The 14,127-nt window shown below is 58.1% G+C and carries 15 protein-coding genes; 4 read left to right on the top strand and 11 right to left on the bottom strand.

The genetic code is table 11. From position 1 onward, the window contains the following. Positions 1 to 58: 58 nt before the first annotated feature. The 7 genes from ACUNV4_RS25770 to ACUNV4_RS25740 form a co-directional block, all read right to left on the bottom strand. On the bottom strand, positions 59 to 760 hold the full coding sequence (locus ACUNV4_RS25770) for an ABC transporter ATP-binding protein (RefSeq protein WP_430881530.1): 702 nt from the start codon (positions 758 to 760) through the stop codon (positions 59 to 61). Further along, positions 753 to 1,538, bottom strand: coding sequence for an ABC transporter ATP-binding protein (locus ACUNV4_RS25765; protein ID WP_430881529.1), 786 nt, complete (start codon positions 1,536 to 1,538; stop codon positions 753 to 755). Before ACUNV4_RS25765 ends, ACUNV4_RS25770 begins: the two co-directional genes overlap by 8 nt. After that, positions 1,535 to 3,451, bottom strand: a complete 1,917-nt coding sequence (locus tag ACUNV4_RS25760; protein ID WP_430881528.1) for an ABC transporter permease — start codon at positions 3,449 to 3,451, stop codon at positions 1,535 to 1,537. The genes ACUNV4_RS25765 and ACUNV4_RS25760 overlap by 4 nt, the downstream gene beginning before the upstream one ends. 63 nt (positions 3,452 to 3,514) lie before the next feature. Continuing rightward, positions 3,515 to 4,738: an ABC transporter substrate-binding protein gene (locus tag ACUNV4_RS25755; protein ID WP_430881527.1), complete on the bottom strand. Its 1,224-nt coding sequence runs from the start codon at positions 4,736 to 4,738 to the stop codon at positions 3,515 to 3,517. A 150-nt stretch (positions 4,739 to 4,888) separates the two neighbouring features. Beyond that, entirely contained in the window at positions 4,889 to 5,476 is a 588-nt protein-coding gene (locus ACUNV4_RS25750) for an amino acid synthesis family protein (RefSeq protein ID WP_430881526.1), read from the bottom strand. Further along, a complete protein-coding gene (locus tag ACUNV4_RS25745) occupies positions 5,473 to 6,459 on the bottom strand; it encodes a UPF0280 family protein (RefSeq protein ID WP_430881525.1) in 987 nt (328 codons plus the stop codon). Before ACUNV4_RS25745 ends, ACUNV4_RS25750 begins: the two co-directional genes overlap by 4 nt. After that, positions 6,446 to 7,027 (bottom strand): amino acid synthesis family protein, encoded by a 582-nt coding sequence (locus ACUNV4_RS25740; protein WP_430881524.1) that lies wholly within the window; start codon positions 7,025 to 7,027, stop codon positions 6,446 to 6,448. The genes ACUNV4_RS25745 and ACUNV4_RS25740 overlap by 14 nt, the downstream gene beginning before the upstream one ends. Before the next feature lie 145 nt (positions 7,028 to 7,172). On the opposite strand from ACUNV4_RS25740, the gene ACUNV4_RS25735 reads away from it, so the two are divergent. The 3 genes from ACUNV4_RS25735 to ACUNV4_RS25725 all read left to right on the top strand — a co-directional run bounded on the left by ACUNV4_RS25735 (position 7,173) and on the right by ACUNV4_RS25725 (position 9,919). Then, positions 7,173 to 7,709, top strand: a complete 537-nt coding sequence (locus ACUNV4_RS25735; protein ID WP_430881523.1) for a MarR family winged helix-turn-helix transcriptional regulator — start codon at positions 7,173 to 7,175, stop codon at positions 7,707 to 7,709. 148 nt (positions 7,710 to 7,857) lie between these two features. Next, positions 7,858 to 9,033 carry an amidohydrolase family protein gene (locus ACUNV4_RS25730; protein ID WP_430881522.1) on the top strand — a complete coding sequence of 392 codons (1,176 nt, stop codon included), beginning with the start codon at positions 7,858 to 7,860 and terminating at the stop codon, positions 9,031 to 9,033. 1 nt (position 9,034) lies between these two features. Then, complete coding sequence (locus ACUNV4_RS25725) at positions 9,035 to 9,919, top strand: DMT family transporter (RefSeq protein WP_430881521.1); 885 nt, start codon at positions 9,035 to 9,037, stop codon at positions 9,917 to 9,919. On the opposite strand, the gene ACUNV4_RS25720 is transcribed toward ACUNV4_RS25725, so the two are convergent. Then, on the bottom strand, positions 9,856 to 10,221 hold the full coding sequence (locus ACUNV4_RS25720; RefSeq protein ID WP_430881520.1) for a hypothetical protein: 366 nt from the start codon (positions 10,219 to 10,221) through the stop codon (positions 9,856 to 9,858). The genes ACUNV4_RS25725 and ACUNV4_RS25720 overlap by 64 nt on opposite strands. Beyond that, on the bottom strand, positions 10,218 to 11,150 hold the full coding sequence (locus ACUNV4_RS25715) for a LysR family transcriptional regulator (RefSeq protein ID WP_430881519.1): 933 nt from the start codon (positions 11,148 to 11,150) through the stop codon (positions 10,218 to 10,220). The genes ACUNV4_RS25720 and ACUNV4_RS25715 overlap by 4 nt, the downstream gene beginning before the upstream one ends. 195 nt (positions 11,151 to 11,345) lie before the next feature. Here ACUNV4_RS25715 and ACUNV4_RS25710 point away from each other — a divergent pair, with 195 nt between their 5' ends. After that, complete coding sequence (locus ACUNV4_RS25710; protein ID WP_430881518.1) at positions 11,346 to 12,356, top strand: zinc-binding alcohol dehydrogenase family protein; 1,011 nt, start codon at positions 11,346 to 11,348, stop codon at positions 12,354 to 12,356. 155 nt (positions 12,357 to 12,511) lie between these two features. On the opposite strand, the gene ACUNV4_RS25705 is transcribed toward ACUNV4_RS25710, so the two are convergent. Next, complete coding sequence (locus ACUNV4_RS25705; protein WP_430881517.1) at positions 12,512 to 12,925, bottom strand: carboxymuconolactone decarboxylase family protein; 414 nt, start codon at positions 12,923 to 12,925, stop codon at positions 12,512 to 12,514. A 55-nt stretch (positions 12,926 to 12,980) separates the two neighbouring features. Further along, positions 12,981 to 13,823: a cyclase family protein gene (locus ACUNV4_RS25700; protein ID WP_430881516.1), complete on the bottom strand. Its 843-nt coding sequence runs from the start codon at positions 13,821 to 13,823 to the stop codon at positions 12,981 to 12,983. Positions 13,824 to 14,127 lie beyond the last annotated feature (304 nt).

Below are 14,127 nucleotides of genomic sequence, written 5' to 3'. Positions count from 1 at the left end.
TCGTGTACAAGCCCCCCCAAAAGACAGATCCTGCCTTCCCTGCTACAACGCAAAGCGCTCAGACAGACAGATACGCATCCCGAATCTCCGGCTGTGCTTCCAGTTCGGCAAACGTGCCGTCGAATTTCTTCAAGCCACCCTCGATGATGATGGCGCGATCGGACACCATGCGTGCAAAATGCAGGTTCTGCTCAGACAACAGCACCGGCAACCCTTCGGCCTTCAGCTTGAGAATGGTGTTTGCCATCTGCTCCACAATGACGGGAGCGATACCTTCGCTCGGCTCATCGAGCAGCAGCAGGCGCGGGTTTCCCATCAGTGTTCGAGCAATGGATAGCATCTGCTGCTCACCGCCGGAAAGCGCCTTGCCTCGATTGCTGCGTCGCTCCGCCAGATTCGGGAACAGATCGAACAGGCTGTCCTGCGTCCAGCTGAACACGCCTGGTCGCGGTGGCTGACGTCCCACCTCCAGATTTTCACTGATGGTCAGATCAGTGAAAATGCGACGCTCCTCCGGCACATAGCCGATGCCCAGCTTCGCCACGCGATGGGTGGGCAATCGTGTCAGTTCCACACCATCGAACACCACGGTACCGGTTTCAGGCTTGACCAGTTGCATGATCGATTTGACCGTCGTGGTCTTGCCCGCACCGTTGCGCCCCAGCAGCGATACCACTTCACCGGCGTGCATGGTGAAACCCAGATCACGCAGGATGTGCGCCTTGCCGTAGAAGCTGTTGACACCTGACAGTTCAAGCATGCGTGTCTCCTGCGGCAAACAGGTTACCACCGCCCAGATAGACTTCCTGCACCACGGCGTCGTTGCGAATATCCTCCACCGTACCGTTGGCTATCAACTCACCGCGGTTGAGCACCATGAGTCGATGGGCATGGGCAAACACCACATCCATGTCATGCTCGGTGAACAGGACACTGATGTCGCGCTCCCTGACAATATCTGCCGTCAGTTGCATCAGTGCAATACGTTCTCTGGGGGCCATGCCTGCCGTTGGCTCGTCCATCAGCAGCAACGTCGGTTCATGACTCAGCGCAATGGCCAGCTCCAGCCGCTTCAGGTCACCGTAAGCCAGAATCGCACAGGCGCGTTCCGACTGTTCCGCCATGCCGACCAGCTCCAGCAGTTGCATTGCCTCTTCCCGGTACAGACGAGTGGCATGAGGACCTACCGAAAACAGACGGCGATGATGGGAAATCAAGGCCATCTGGATATTCTCGATGACCGTCATGGACTGATAGGTTCCGGTAATCTGGAAGGTTCGGCCCACGCCCTTGCGCCAGATACGTCGCGGCTTCTGCCCCGTGATTCTTTCGCCATTGAGAAAGACATTGCCGCTGCTGGGCTTGAGTTGCCCCATGAGCATATTGAAACAGGTGGTCTTGCCAGCGCCATTCGGACCGATCAGGGCCAGCAACTCACCGCGTGCCAGTTCGAAATCGACATTGCTGACTGCATGTATGCCACCGAAGGACTTGCTCAAGCCCTCGACTTTCAGGACCGCCGATGCAGCGCTGCTCATCGCCCGCTCTCCTGCGATTCTGGTGTCATCGGTGTCACCTCAACCAGCGTGTTCAGTGTCGTCTCATCATCAGCTGCTCCGCGCAGCCGCTCCCGAGCCTTGCGCAACGAACCGACGATGCCGTGCGGTGCCAGCACCACGACGACAATGATCAGCAGGCCCAATGCCAGGCGCCAGTATTCGATTCGTGTCAGGTAATCCTTGACGAGTTCCAGAGACGCGGCTCCGACGACGCCGCCTGACAGTGTTTTCACGCCTCCGAGGAAAACCACGATCAGACCATCGAAAGACTTGGTGATTTCCAGCTCATTGGGAAACACACTGCCTTTCGAGAAGATGAACAAGGCCCCCGCCACCCCGGCCAGGGTTCCGGCCAGGGTGAAGGCCATCCACTGAACGCGCTTGGTATTGATACCGGTAGCCTCGGCCTGACGCTGGGAATCGCGCGATGCACGCAAGGCATAGCCGAAAGGCGAATGGGCGACGTGACGCAGCAGCAAGATGCCCCCGACGCCCACGATCACCGTGAAATAGAAATAACTGTTGGCTTCGGACAACCAGCCTGCCGGCCAGATATCCACCAGACCGTCGTCACCTCCGGTGAATTCATCCCACTGGAAGACCAGTGACCACAGCAGTTGCGCCAGAGCCAGCGTCAGCATGGCAAAATACACACCGGTCAGCCGCAGGCACAGCCAGCCGATGATGAAGGCTGCCAGTCCGGCTCCCAGAGGGGCGAGCAGGAAGGCGAGCTCCATCGGCGCATCGACATGCACAACCAGCAGACCTGCGGCATAGGCACCACCACCAAAGTAGGCAGCGTGACCGAAGGAAACCAGTCCGCCGAGTCCCAGCAGAAAATGCAGACTGGCGGCAAACAGACAGAAAATGATGATGTCCGTCGCCAGGATGACCATGAAATGTGAATCGGCCAGTGGCAAGGCAAGCAATGCCAGCAACAGAATGACAACCATGATCCTGGCCTTCAAGCCAGCGGGTTTGATCGGACGCTCCGGCTCGCCGACCTGTCCGTGTTCACCCACGACCTCTTCGCGGCCCAGCAGACCATAGGGCCTCACGGTGAGCACGATGGCCATGACGATGTACATCAGTACCAGGGTACTCTGCGGAAGATAGGACACACCGAACACGTTCAGAACGGAAATCAGCACAGCTGCAATATAGGCACCGGGCAATGAGCCCATGCCGCCGATGACAACCACAACGAAAATCGCCGCCAGGATGTTGAAATCCATCAGTAGATCAGCGCCCCCCTTCGGCAGTTGGATGGCCCCACCCAGACCCGCCAGACCGGCACCCAGAAAGAAGACACCGGTGAACAGCCAGGACTGATTGACACCGAGGGCTGCCACCATTTCGCGATCCTGTGTGGCGGCCCTGACCAGCACACCGACACGTGTTCGGGATATCAGATACCACAGGGCAAACAATACGAAGGGGGTAATCGCGATAAGCGCCAGATCGTACAGGGGGACGGGTTCATCCATGATGCGGACCACTCCCTTGAGGCCCGGTGCACGCGGTCCCAGCAGATCCTCGGCCCCCCAGATCATCAGGGCCAGATCCTGAATGACCAGAATCACGCCGAAGGTTGCCACCAGCTGAAACAGTTCTGGTGCCTTGTACACCGGCCGCAGGACCAGTACCTCGACGATGACGCCGATCAGGCCGACCAGCAAACCGGTCAACAGAACGGATGCCCAGAACCCGATCGCACCCGGCAAGACCTGCATCAGTGAGTAGCCGATGAAGGCACCCAGCATGTAGAAGGAACCATGGGCAAAGTTGACGATACGAGTGACCCCGAATATCAACGACAACCCCGATGCCACCAGAAAGAGCGTGGCGGCATTGGCAAGCCCCGTCAGCAATTGTGCAATGAACAATCCCATGTGCTGCTCAGAAACGGTTGAGTTGGTGTGATTGCATCATGCTGCGGAGCCTGCCCCGAACACTTACTGCGCAGCCGGCCGAAGCTGTGCCACTTCCTCATCGGACGGCAGATAGTTGGCACCGTCACGATAGCTCCAGTCAACCATCACACCCCCACCATCACGCACGGTTGTCTTGCCGACAAACGCGCCCATGGTGGACTGGTGGTCCTGCTCACGATAGGTGATTCGGCCAACCGGTGTATCCACTTCCAGGCCGATGAACGCCTGTCTCAACTTTTCGGTATCCACCGACTCGGCCCGATCGATGGCAGCAGCAATGGACTGCGCGGTCATGTAACCAACCAGTGAACCCAGCTTCGGGCTTTCCTCGAATTTCGCCTGGTAGGCATCGACGAAGGTCTTGTTGGCACCATCCTGGAAGTCATACCAGGGATAACCGGTGACGGTCCAACCCTCGGGGGCTTCGTCAGCCAGTGGTTCCAGGTACTCGGGTTCACCCGTGAGCAAGCCATAGACTTCACGACCATCGAACAGGCCGCGGGTAGTGCCCTCACGAACGAACTTGGCAACATCACTGCCGAAGGTCACATTGTAGATCGCATCGGGCTTGGCTCGTTCCAGTGCCTGCACTTCTGCCCCGGCATCGATCTTGAACACGCCTGGCCATTGTTCGGTCACGAATTCCACATCGGGCTTGAGTGCCAGCAAGGCTTGCTTAAACGCTGCAACCGCGTCCTTGCCATACGCGTAGTTTGGCGCAATGGTGGCGTATTTCACGGCATCACTCTTGGCCGCTTCCTCTGCCAGCATGGAGGCCTGCATGTAGGTGGATGATCGCAGACGAAAGGTATAGTCATTGCCCTTCTCCCAGACCAGGCCATCGGCCAACGGCTCGGCGGCCAGATAGATGACCTTCTTCTCGGCAGCAAAGGATGACAGCGCCATACCGACATTGCTCAGTATGGATCCGGTGATCATGGCCACACCTTCCCGGTTCACCAGTTCCTCGGCAATCTTGATGGCCTCGCCGGGTTTTCCCTGATCGTCCCGGAATATGAATTCCAGCGGCTGTCCGATGACACCCCCTGCGTCGTTGATTTCAGACAATGCAAGCTCGATCCCTTTCTTGTAGGGCTCGGCAAAGGCTGCCAGTCGCTTGTAGTGGTTGATCTCGCCTATCTTGATGGCGTCAGCCGCCACCGCCGAGCCGGCGCTGCCGAGCAAGGCGCTCATGGTGAGACTGACAGCTGCCAACAGGGCGGCCCGTGTGTTCTTGCGCTTCATCGTGCAATCTCCGCAGGCCCTCGCTTGATCGGCCCGGTTGCTGGTTGCCAGGTGTGTTGTTTCCGGCAACCGTTTGAATGGCACTGATCGGCAGCAGGGCCGTCGATCAGGACTTCAGTACAATCGTGTTACTGACAAATCATGCCGGACTCAACGCAAGCCATCCTTGCCTTCCGCCTCCTCGTGCGTCAGGCCTCCGACTCGTGGCAGAGGCCTGCCGGAATCCGTCACGGCCACGGCAACCATGATTTCATCCGCACGCGGCGCATCGTTGATACGAACTTCCATGCCGTCGAAGTGTGAACGCACATAGGCAGCATCCTTGTGGCCTAGCGGCACATCCAGCACCTGTCCCATCGAACCCATCTTCTTGCTGGAAGCGACCAGCGCCGCGCCCTTCTCGACAGCTGCGCGCAACGGTTTGCCAAGTCGCGGATGCAGGATGGCAGCAGCATGCTCCAGCTCACCATTTTCCCCGACCATGGCAGCCTTGCCATAACTTTGCGCCTGTGCGGGTTCGATGCCCAACATGGTTACACATTTCTCTCCCAATAGAGCACCCATTTCTTCACCGATGACCATGAGCGCTTCCAGATCATCGACATATCGAGAGGCAAACGGGTTTTCGATGACGGCTACTGCCGCCGCACGACGAGTGGGCGGATTGATTTCCCGCCCCATCTCGGTGCGGGTCTCATCCAGAAAAGTGACCAGTTTACGAATCTTCGCTGTCGTCATGTCCCAGTGTTCTCCTGTGCCAGATGATGATGATCGAACAAGCTGCCGACAACCCGGGACTGACCCTGCACATGCAGACATGCGGCTTGCAACAAACCGGACGACAGCAATTGCCGGGCACACTGCTCCCCTGCCTGCAGTGCCTGGGTCTTTTCGCTGGCCGTCAGGCCCCGCACATCGATCGTCACCAGTCTGTCACCCAGATCGGAATCCGGAGTCAGCGAACAGGCACTCGCACGCACCACCTTCAAGCTGCCCGGAAGATCGACGGCATTGGCAATCAGCGTAGCCGCAGTGTCTGCAATGGCAGCATTGCCGGCCAGCACAGTCACGGCATCGGCAATGCCCAGCGAATGGCTGCGCCCCTGCCAGCCACTGGTGGCCACACCACCTACCCCGGAACTTGCCTTGAGCGTGACAATGTCGCTGTAATGCGACGACATCGGCGACGGGCAGATACCGATGCGGCTGCTCTGACCCGGCGCCAGATACAGGGCGATATCACCGCCATTGTTCACCTGGACACGATCCAGCTTCCTGCCCGCCAACAGGTGCTGCAGTACGTGATCTGCAACCGCACCGGCCACGGCAATCATTGGCGTTACCTGACGGGCTACATGCGGCATGGCAGCCGCATGCATCCGTTGTGCAACTTCCCCCTTGAAGTCCTCGGGCAGGCTGTCGTGGCGCAGCAACTGACGCAGCCGCGGCAACTGTCCAGCGAGGATGTCGAGAATATCGGCAAAGCATTCTGCGGCCTGCTGAAAGGCATCGTGGACTTCATCAGATCTACCGTCGGCAGTGATGACGAGATCGATCGGGCCATGTTGCAGATGCAGTCGCGGCGCTACGGCACGCTCCAGCAGAGCCTGCTGGTCGCTGACACGGCGACCAGCGACGAACCCGCCCTGATCAGCTGCACTCGCACCCGACAGCAGCCAGGCTCGAGGCCCGACTGCGACCCCGGGACTAGCGCAGGCCATCCTTGCCCACGATTGCATCAGCCTGCAGGCCACCCACGCGTGCGTGTATGCGCGGACCGGAGCTCATGACCAGTACCAGCAACAGCTCCCTGGCTCTGGGTGAGTCATTTAGGCCGATTTCCATCGCATCGAAATGACTACGCACATAGGAGGCGTTGATGTGCGTGATCGGCACATCCAGCCGGGCCCCGGGAGCTCCCACTTTCTTGGTTGATGGCACGATGGCCATGGCATTGCCGAGCACTTCCCGCATGGCATAGCCGCCCGGAACATGCCACAGCGCGCCGTGTTCGATTTCCCCGGCCCCGCCAACGATGGCACCCTTGCCGTAGCCCTGCACCTTGTCCACACCCCCCAGGGCTTCCGCCAGTCGACTGGCCATCGAGATACCCAATGGCTTGAGATCATCCATGAAGCCTTCGATGTCGGGCTCGTAGGCACCGGCGAACGGGTTGGCAATGACCGTCATGGCAGCAGCACGAACCAGAGGACTGGATTGAGGTGGTCCCCCTTCATGGAAGATCTCTTCCACACTCAGACCCTGCTTGCGAATGACAACATCGGACATTGCGATATGACTCCACTGTTCAGCCGAATGACGAGCGAATGACAATCATGGCTTTGCAAAACTCGTCGCCAACAGGTATTTTCATTGGCAGTTAGTTCGTGTACAAACAGTTATACCGAATCCTTGCAGAAGGTCAAGCCTGTCGATGATTCCTGGTGCCATACCCTCGGTCCTACACCAGGCCACACGGGAATCGGGCAAAGCGGCAAGGAACACAGACTACCATCGGGGTCATGTTATCGATATTCAGCCCGCACAGGATACGAAGCGCTACCGTCTTGACGAACAAGTCGGCTATCTGCTGCGCCTTGCCAATCAGCGCCACCTCGAGATCTTCAACAGTCAATTACCAACCCTGACCCCCACCCAGTTCTCCGTTCTGGCGCGGTTGCAGGAGTGCGAGGACATTTCGCAGAACGAACTGGGACGCAGTGTCGGCATCGATGCAGCCACCACCAACGGAGTCATCGACCGGCTCGGCCGCAAGAAGCTGATCAGCACGCAAACCGACACCAAGGACAGGCGTCGATTGCGCATCTCGCTCACCGATGCTGGACACCAGGCCATACGCGAGGCCATTCCGGTCGCACGGAACATCACTCGTCTGACACTGCAGCAACTCGGCCCCGAAGAGGCCGAGCATTTCACCCGATTGCTGCGAAAGCTGCTACCACCTCCCTGACAGGAGTGATACAGAACACCTCACGAGACTCTCATCAGATACAGGTCAAACTCGCAACCGCAACCGCAACCGCAAACCGCAAACCGCAAACCGCAAACCGCAAACCGCAACCGCAAACCGCAAACCGCAAACCGCAAGAGTAATCATCATGGCAGACACTCGGCACAAACTGGTTATCCGTCACATAGGACGCATTCTGTCAGGCAAGCTTGAAGCCCCCTTGCTGGACGGTGACTGCGTCATTGCCATCGACGGCAGAATCACTGCCATTGGGCGGGAACGGGATATGGACACCGATCAGGCGACGGTGACTGTCGACGCCGCCGACACCTGGTTGGCCCCCGGTCTCATCGACAGTCATGTACATCCGGTCATCGGCGACTACACGCCACGACAGCAGCAGATCAACTGGATAGATTCCTGCCTGCATGGCGGTGTCACCACCATGATATCGGCCGGCGAAGTGCATCTGCCGGGGCGGCCCAAGGATATCGTCGGTCTGAAAGCCATGGCCATTGCCTCGCAGCGCTGGTACGAGAACTTCCGACCATCGGGCGTCAAGATGCACGCCGGTGCGCCGGTACTGGAAGAAGGCATGGAGGAACATGACTTCAAGGAACTGGCCGAGGCGGGTGTGAAACTGCTGGGTGAAGTAGGTCTGGGTTCGGTCAAGGCTGGAGAAACCGCTGCCCAGATGGTCAAGTGGGCCAGAAAATACGGTATCCAGTCCACCATCCATACCGGCGGTCCCTCCATTCCCGGTTCCGGTCTGATCGACAAGGATATCGTACTGGAAGCGGACGCCGATATCATCGGTCACATCAATGGAGGCCACACGGCCCTACCCGATGATCAGATAACCTGCCTGTGCGAGGGCTGTCGTCGTGGTATCGAGATCGTGCACAACGGCAATGAACGGGCTGGCCTGTTGGCCATGCGAACGGCTTTCGAGCTGGAACAGTCCGAGCGGGTCATTCTGGGGACCGATTCACCGGCAGGCTCCGGCGTTCAGCCACTGGGCATACTACGCATGATTGCGATGCTCTCCAGCCTGGGTAATGTGCCTGCTGAAATCGCCTTCTGCTTTGCCACTGGCAATACGGCCCGCATGCGAGAGCTGGATACCGGCATCATCGAAGAGGGCCTGTCCGCCGATTTCATCATCCTCGATCAGGCGCAGCATTCGCCCGGAGCTGATATGCTGGAGAGCATTCAACAGGGCAATCTACCCGGTATCGGAATGACCATCATCGACGGCAAGGTGACCTCCACCCGCAGCCGCAACACACCACCTGCCGCTCGCCTGCCTCAGATCGTGAACTGAATTGCCAAACAGGAATATCGCAGCCGCGTTTGCCGCCTGGCTGTTTGTCATCATCTGGGCAACCGGTTTCGTGGTTGCTCGCGGCATCAGCGGCAAGATCGATCCCTATCTCTTCCTGCTGTTGCGCTTCGGCTGCGTTCTGCTGGTGTTCAGCATCGTGATGCTGGTGTTACGCCTCCCCCTGCCAGACCGTGGCGATCAATGGCGCCTGATGGGCATCGGCGCGCTGATGCAGGGACTCTATCTCGGCCCCGGATTCTGGGCAGTCTCGCAGGGCCTGGAGGCGGGCATCATGGCACTCATCGGCGCCATGCAACCGGCATTGACAGCAATTCTTGCCTGGCACTTCTTCAAGGAGAGGACGAGTATCAGGACCATTCTCGGATTGCTGATTGGTATTACAGGTGTGGCCTTGGCAGTCTCTCCCGGTCTGGGTAGCAGCGCCGCTACCGAAGGCGTCACGCCGATGGTCATCATCGCTGCCATATTCAGCATCGGCTCGATAACAGCCGGAACCGTCATGCAGAAGTCCTCGATCGTCTCCGTCCCCCTGCTCAGCGCCATCAGCTTTCAGACGCTGGGGGCAGTGCTTGTCATGCTGGTGCTGAATCTGCTGTTCGGTCAATGGAGCGCCACCTTGACACCCACAACTCTGGCCTATCTGGCCTACGCGGTCTTCGTTCTGTCCATCGGCGGTTTCACCCTGCTGACCTGGCTGGTTCGCAGCGGCAGCGCTACCCGCGCCAGCAGCCTGCTTCTGGTGGTGCCACCACTGGCCGCAGTGATGTCCTGGTGGCTCTATGATGAATCGCTGGGCCTGGTTCAGGTGGCCGGTTTTGCGCTGGCGCTGGCAGGTGTGCTTCTGGCACGTTCCAGCACTGCCTGACGACGCAGCCTGATGGCATGGCGAAGCGTTGTCATGGCGTGCGGCATATTGCGTTTCTCCAGCAGAATCACGAGCTGCAGCTCCAGCTGACGCGCTTTCTGCAGATATTCCTGCTGCTTCCGCGTATTGTCGGTTTCCGCCGCCTTGTCGAGGTGGGCCAGAACCTCGCCATAGACATACCCTTCATAGGATTTTCTGATGGCCGTCTTGCTGACCGGTGGCGGTGGCTGATAACCGGGAGCCGATACCTTCTTTTCCCAATCCAGGTAGCGCTGCTCCGCCAGCATGTCGAATACATTCATGAGTCGTTCCCGTGCAATGACAAACCTTGTTCCCAATAGGGCACTGGCGAATACTTTTCCCGGAAGAACTCGATCCAGACTCGCACCTTGGGAGAGATGAACTGCCGGTTATGGTACAGCGCATGGATGTTCGTTTGCGACAGCGCCTGAGTATCGAGCACGCTCACCAGTTCCCCGCTGCGCAACTGCTCGGTGATATCCCAGAGCGACTTCACCGCGATGCCCAATCCACCGACTGCGGCATCACGAACCACTTCACCGCTATTGGACGTAATGGGCCCACTGACCGGGATACGCCGCTTGCCGTCATCGGTATCGAATTCCCAGACATCGTTGGATGCCCCCTGGGAGGAGAGAATCAGGCATTGATGCCGGCTCAGCTCTTCCAGCGTTTGCGGCGTGCCTGCCCGCTCGAGATAGCGTCGCGAGGCACAGAGAATCCGCCTGTTGGTCGCCAGCCGCGCCGCAATGAAGCTGGAGTCGACAGCTGCACCAATGCGAATGGCGACATCGATACCTTCGGCAACAAGGTCGACAATATTGTCGCTCATCATCAGCTGCAGACGGATCCCCGGATAACGTTCGATGAATTCCGTGACGAAGGGCGATACATGCTTTCTGCCGAACGAAGACGACGTACTGACGCGAAGTGTGCCCTGCACATTGTCTCGCATGCCCGCCAGACTGGCCTCGACGGCATCGATATCCTCCTGAATGCGCAGGCAATGCTCATAGTAGATTGCCCCTTCATCGGTCAGGTGCTGACTACGGGTCGTCCGATTGAGCAAGCGCACACCCAGGCGCTTCTCGAGTACGGCCAGGCGGCGACTGCACACCGCCAGCGACAATCCCAGGCGCTCTGCTGCGCGCGTCAGACTGCCTTCATCCACGACAGAAGTGAACACCATGCGATCACTGACGGCTTTCACGACTGATTATCAACTATTTTTTGAGAGTTCATGAAAATATACAGCATTTATCCTTCTGGCAGACATACCGATAATCTCGGTCTGGCCACAAGTCGACACAGACGAGCCGTACAATCACCAGCTGATGGCAGCAACAAGCCCTATACCATCCTGACAAACAAACCCTGATCACCTGACTACCGAGATATCAAACACATGAAAGCTGTTGCTCTGACTCACTACCTGCCCGTTGAAAATCCCGATGCGTTTCTGGACGTCGAGCTCGACAAGCCCGTTGCCCAGGGGCGCGACATACTCGTTGCGGTCAAAGCGGTGTCCATCAACCCCGTCGATACCAAGGTGCGTGCCCCCAAGGACACGGTAGAGGAAACGCCGCGAGTGCTGGGCTGGGATGCCAGCGGTATCGTGGAATCGGTAGGCCCGGATGTGACACTCTTCAAACCGGGCGACGAAGTCTATTACGCTGGCGATATCACGCGTTCCGGCAGCAATGCCGAGTTCCAACTGGTGGATGAGCGCATTGTTGGCACGAAGCCGAAATGCCTGGGCTTCGCCGAAGCCGCGGCACTGCCGCTGACAACGATCACGGCCTACGAAGCCTTCTTCGATCGACTCGGCATTCATCGCGATGGCGACAACCGAGGCCAGTCCATCCTGATCATCGGCGCCGGTGGCGGTGTCGGTTCCATCGGTATCCAGCTCGCCAAGGCGGCCGGTCTGGTTGTCATCGCCACGGCCTCTCGTCCGGAGACCAGTGACTGGGTCAGGGAACTGGGTGCCGATCATGTCGTCAATCACCGCGAACCCATGGTGGAACAGGTCCGCGCACTAGGCTTCGAACACGTGGATCATATTGCCATCTTCAACGACATGCGCCACTGGGAAACAGCCGTCGAGCTGATACGTCCTCAGGGTGGCATTGTCACGATTGACAACACTGATCAGCCCATGCCGATGGTCAACATGAAACCCAAGGCGGCCACCTTGCATTGGGAGTTCATGTTTACCCGAGCCATGTTCCAGACCCCTGACATGATCGAGCAGCACAAGCTGCTGAGCTACGTCGCTGCGGAAATCGACGCGGGCCGAATCCGAACAACGCTCGACACCGTGCTCAGCCCGATCAATGCCGAGAATATCCGCAAGGCACATGCCTTGATCGAGACCGGTCGGGCACGCGGCAAGATCGTGGTCGAATCGTTCTGATCACCGCTTGAATGACAGAGGCCCCGCAGCGATGGGGCCTCCTGTGAACAATAGCGGGCTGGCACTTGCACAGTCCGATGAAAGCAACCGTGTCCGGATTCGCCATCTTGCCAGAGCTTTCATGAGCACCTTGGCCAACTTTGCACTTGAACCCGCTACTTGCCAGCCTGATCGGTATCGAACACGGCGTCTACCGGTACCTGCATGCCATTGAGCAGATGATTGGTCCGCCCCGCTGTCATGACGATGCGCAGCAGCTCCGCGTGCTCGGCATCACTCATTCCTCGAGCCCTGGCAGCCGCCGTATGTGAGTGAACACAGTACTGGCAGGCATTGGCAATGGACACGGCGAGATACACCATCTCCTTCGTCTTGAAGTCGATCAGCGTCTCCGTTGCCATCAGGTCTCGCACATCGCGCCAGACGTTTTCCAGCAGGTCGGCATCGAAGGCAAGGTAACGCCACAGATTATTGATGTAATCCGTTCCTCTTACCTTGCGTATTTCATCGAATACGGCCTTGACCCGAGGATCTACCTCGGGGTGGTCATCACGTTCAATCGTCGCCATCAGTCATCCGCTTCGTGGGAAAATCCAGGGAAAGCCTCGTCAGCTCAGGTATCACTCATACCATCGCAAATACGCGGCAAGGGCCACCGGTACCCCCACGATGCTTGGGCGCACCGACGACCAATGTCGCACCGCTGGCTGGCAACTTGTCCAGATTGGCAATGTTCTCGATTCCCCAACGATTGGTCGGCAACCAGGCATAGTGGGTCGCGAAATCCGGTGACATGCCATGATCCAGTGACAGCGTATCCACAGCAATCCCGACAGCGCCGGTTTCTTCCATCAGCATCTGCACAGCATCCACGTGAAAACCGGGATAGTGCTGCGTTCCCTCATCATCCGCATTACGAAACTTCGCGTCGTTCACGTATCTGGCCCAGCCGGAATGCATGGCGACGCAGGCTTTATCCGGAATGTCGCCGTTGCTGGCAATCCACGCCTTGATGTCTTCGGGCGTCAGCTGTGCATCCGCATCCGAGTCCGCACGACTGGCTATATCGATGATGCAGAGAGGAACGACAAGATTCTGCACGGGAATTTCCGCTACCGATTGACCATCGGCCGAGAAGTGCAAGGGGGCGTCGATATGCGTTCCGGTATGTTCGTTGACGTTGTATGTGAACAGGTTGAAGCCGTTGTCCTTGAAATTGTAAAGCTGATCCATGGCAAACCCCGGCTCACCGAAGTAAGTGGGGAAATCCGGATGCAGTTCATGTGTAAGATCCTCCACCGTGCTTGCCCCTTGAGCCAGTGAGGGTGTGGCAACAGCGCTGGCGCCCGCCGCCATCGTCGCGCCGATAGCGGCCCGCTTCAGAAAGTCACGTCGAGTGGATGGGTCCGCCGGACCAGTCTCCAGCATTTTCTTCTTGACGGCATTGATGACACATAGATCGCACATCCTGACACTCTCCTGGTTGGAAATCGATGTTGGATTCTCTTGCGTAATGGAACAGTCGAACACGATCAGCCTTGAATGTGCACGGCATACACAAGCAATGCGACAAAGGGGCTGAATACGATCGTAATGGCGAGCGTGCTGTCGAGTAAAGAGATTTATGTCAATCCTGTTTGCACCGATACTTGCTGTTTCATCGCCACAACGGCACTACCCACTTGGCAACCCCACCTTTGCGACTCATCGGTAATACATGTCTTGTGTCAGTCGCATTGAAACAACAGTCGCGGATTCCACACGCCATGCC

This window comes from Granulosicoccus sp. 3-233, assembly GCF_052681095.1.
Note: the sequence above shows the minus strand (reverse complement) of the source record. Positions and strands in the feature narration are given on the sequence as shown.